General features: G+C 68.9%; 1 protein-coding gene. It reads left to right on the top strand.

What is annotated here, in order from left to right; all coding sequences use genetic code 11:
* The first annotated feature begins 127 nt into the window (after window positions 1-127).
* Window positions 128-472 carry a cupredoxin family protein gene (locus GRF61_RS24290; RefSeq protein WP_348982480.1) on the top strand — a complete coding sequence of 115 codons (345 nt, stop codon included), beginning with the start codon at window positions 128-130 and terminating at the stop codon, window positions 470-472.
* The last annotated feature ends 27 nt before the right edge of the window (window positions 473-499 follow it).

Genomic DNA, 499 nt, shown 5'->3' with positions numbered 1-499 from the left:
ATGATCGGCGTGGATCACCGCGGCCTGGTGGAGAAAATCCAGAAGCTGGTGCCGGACTACATGGTGATGGGCGAGCGCGGCCATCGCCGCCCAGCAGGCCTGGGGCATCGCCGGCGACGCCGCCGCGGTGAGCCGCGAAATCGCCGTCAGCCTGCACGACAGCATGCGTTTCTCGCCGGCACGGCTGGAAGTACGCGAAGGCGAAACCGTGCGCCTGAAGCTGGCCAACGACGGCTACGTGATGCACGAGCTGGTGCTGGGCACCGAGCCCAGCCTGCGCGAGCATGCCGCCGCCATGCTGCGGAACCCCGCCATGGCGCATGCCGAAGCCCATGCGGTGCATGTTGCCCCCGGCGACCAGGGCGAGCTCGTGTGGACCTTCAACCGCCCCGGCCTCTACACCTACGCCTGCCTGCTGCCCGGCCATTTCGAGGCCGGCATGAGCGGCACGGTGGAAGTGCTGCCGCGCTGAGCGGCAGCCGCGCTCGCTTATCAAACC

Source organism: Azoarcus sp. TTM-91 (assembly GCF_012911025.1).
GTDB lineage: Bacteria > Pseudomonadota > Gammaproteobacteria > Burkholderiales > Rhodocyclaceae > Azoarcus.
Note: the sequence above shows the minus strand (reverse complement) of the source record. Positions and strands in the feature narration are given on the sequence as shown.